The organism is Pseudomonas agronomica (assembly GCF_025917275.1).
Taxonomy (GTDB): domain Bacteria; phylum Pseudomonadota; class Gammaproteobacteria; order Pseudomonadales; family Pseudomonadaceae; genus Aquipseudomonas; species Aquipseudomonas agronomica.
Genome location: NZ_JAOSHO010000553.1, coordinates 1 through 3078, shown reverse-complemented (window position 1 = coordinate 3078; position 3078 = coordinate 1). Strand labels below are relative to the sequence as shown.

Sequence of the window (3078 nt, the reverse complement as noted above, 5' to 3'; positions counted from 1 at the left end):
ACAGACGCTCCACAGGCGTACGGAAAACTCGATCCAAACCGGGTTGACTCTCGGCGAAGCGCTCGAGCGCCGCGCGATGCTCCGACGGGATCATCTCAAAATAATTCGTGTACCGGCCACGCAACGCCTGCCGGCCAGGCATCCACTCGGGGTTTCGATCAAGCATCAACTGCAGCACCCCTATGCGCGCATCTGTCGTGAACGCACGAATGTCCACTCCGCCCAACTCTTCCAACAAGGGCGGCAGGTTATCGACATCGGTGTAACTGCCGCCTTCGGCGAACAAGGCTTCGATGCGCACCACATCGGAGGCTGCGGCAAAGTTGCCGCGCAGGCTGATTTCACGCTCGTAGATGTCTTTCAATTGCAGGGATGCTTCCCCGCCGGCCAGGTCGCGCAGGGCCAGCTGATCTCCACCCAATGCCTGCAAGCTGAGCCGGTTCGTGTTCCTCAGTGCCGTCAACCGAGCCTTATCCTGACCATAAGCCCGCGCCAGCAAATCGATTCTCGCCTCATCGGCGCTGCCACCGTTTTCCACGGCCTTCTTGATATACGCGTACATCTGCTGTTTCAGAACGGTGGCGCGCTCTTCATAACGGTCGCCCAGCGCCACCCCATCGACACTGCTCTCCCCGCCATGGAGCATGGCATCGGCCTTGGCGGCCTCGACAATGATCCGATTGGTTTCATAGGCCAGCAATGCATCGCTGTCATGCCAAAGGTTGAGGCGATAACCCTCCGCGCCCATCACCTGTTTCCAAATAGCGATGTAGTCACGTTGAATGGCCCCGACGCCGCCGCCAAGCCAGACGAAATGCAGACTTTTTGGCACTTCGGTGGCGGGCTGTTTCAACTGCTCAATGCTGTTGTGCAGACGCGTTTCGAAGCGCTCCAGGGTGTTGTAGATCTGTGTAACGTCCGCGGCCCCGGCGGCCCCGGCGCTCGACGCTGGTTCCGTCGCACGGCGCCGTCGGCTGGCGCCCCGCAAAGTTCCCAAGGCTTGCTTGAGCAAGCCCAGCGGCTCGAGCATTTGCGGGGAGTCCAACAACGCAATGCAGCCGAAGTAATACCGAAGCACCGCATCATATTGATCGGTGCCTTTGTATGAAATCAACGCTTGCTCAAGATCTTTAAGCTTCAACAAGCCCACAAAATCGACGTAACTATCCGTCGATGAAAATTTACTTTCAGTCATTAACAACACATCCATTTATTGTAGACAAACAAACGGGGCGACCGACCGAACCACCGGCAGACAATCAAACTTTAAAATTAGTTAACCCCCAAGAATAAAGTTATTCCCAGGCCAAGTTACGCCCCGCAGAAAAAACGACTTAAGTTTAAACCGAAAAGAAAATAACCTACTTCTTTACCGCCACACAACCAACAAGCAAGCCCAACAATTTCCAAATAAAACCACAACAACTGTTACAAGCCAGGCACTGACACCGAATACCCCAGTCATTAAAACCGCTTCATTACATTAGTTGAACAGGCTGCGCGAAATAAGCATGGCGCTCGGAAATATCCAAGTGACGGCGGTCCGAACAGACCGCCGGGTTCATCAAAGCGGTTTGTCACCATACCAACGCGGTGTGTATACCCATTCACCCCCTTCGGCGCGAGGAAATACGCAGGTCGTGGAGGAGCCGATCAGCACCATGGTGCGCATGTCGACCTGCTCTGGGGTCAGCTGCCCCAAGGTGGTGACGCGCAGGGTCTGGCCAGGCCGGCCGATATCGCGCCCCAAGACCACGGGTGTCTCGGGAGTCCTATGTTGCGCGACAATCTCCAGCGCCCGCCCCAATTGCCACGGACGGGAACGGGAGATCGGGTTGTAGAACGCCAGGGCCAGGTCGGCTTCGGCAGCCAGGTCCAGGCGCTTCTCGATGATCGACCACGGCTTGAGGTTGTCCGACAGCGACATCACGCAGAAATCATGCCCCAGCGGTGCGCCGGCCTGGGCGGCCGTGGCCAGGGAGGCCGAAACGCCCGGCAGGATCTGCAGGTCGACGCTGTGCCAGCGTGGATCGCTGGACTCATGTAGCGCTTCGAGTACCGCCGCCGCCATGGCAAATACGCCTGGGTCGCCCGAGGAAACCACCACGACGGACCGCCCTGCGGCGGCCAGTTCGAACGCATGTCGGGCGCGCTGCATCTCTTCACGATTGTCGGTGCAGTGTTGCACCTGGTCGGCACGGAAAGGCCCGGCCATGCGCACATAGGTTTCATAACCCAGCACGTCGGTTGCACGGTCAAGTTCGGCGCGTACGGCCGGCACCATCAGCTCGGCCGCGCCGGGGCCAAGACCGATCACCGCCAAGCGCCCGCGCGGGCGACCGATCCGTTGCGGATCGAGAGGTTGTGCGGCCACGGCAATGGCAACGTCACCCGAGACCTGAGGGGATACCCGATCGCCGATGGCATCGCCCAGCCACTGCGCCACACTGCCGTTGGCCGTAACGAAGCGCAGCGGCACGCCCAGGACCGACGCAGCTTGCTGCAACTCGGAGCGCACCATGTCGCTTTCCGCCGCCAACAGGCACGCCACTGATTGCATCGCGAGTCCGGCCTGGGCCAGCGCTTGCTCAATGGAGGTCAATACATCCGTCGCGCCGGCGCTCACCGCGACCACGACACCGCGGGGATAAATGCGCAACTCGTTCGTCGCAGGCACTCCTGCAGCACTGTCGATTCGGATCGCCAACCGAGCCTGTGCATCTTGCGGCAACTGCGCCTGGTCCAGCCACGGCGCCGCGCCTTCGATGCGCACCGGCTCGCCGGCCAACAGGTCGGAGACGAAGCGCTTGCCCTGCTCGAGGTCGCCGAGGCAGTAGCCGCTTGGCGGATTGAGCAGGCACGTGCCGAAACGCAATTCACCGCTGGTGGTGATCGCGGGCGCGACTTGCAGCGCTGCCGCGATGTCCCGGGCCATGGTATTCACACCGCCCAGGCCGCCAAGCAGCGGCACCACGGCGCTGCCATCCTCGGCCACCGCCAGCACCGGCGGCTCGGCGCCTTTTTCCAGCAACAGCGGCGCCAGGGTTCGAATGACGATGCCCGCCGCGCACAGGGCGA

General features: G+C 60.8%; 2 protein-coding genes. Both read right to left on the bottom strand.

Features of this window, described 5'->3' with window-relative positions:
* Window positions 1-1195: TcdA/TcdB catalytic glycosyltransferase domain-containing protein (locus OC610_RS24315; RefSeq protein ID WP_264431495.1), on the bottom strand; the 1195-nt coding region annotated here is incomplete at its 3' end.
* Between the two features lie 369 nt (window positions 1196-1564).
* The coding region (gene cobJ, locus OC610_RS24310; RefSeq protein ID WP_264431493.1) for a precorrin-3B C(17)-methyltransferase at window positions 1565-3078 on the bottom strand (1514 nt) is incomplete at its 5' end.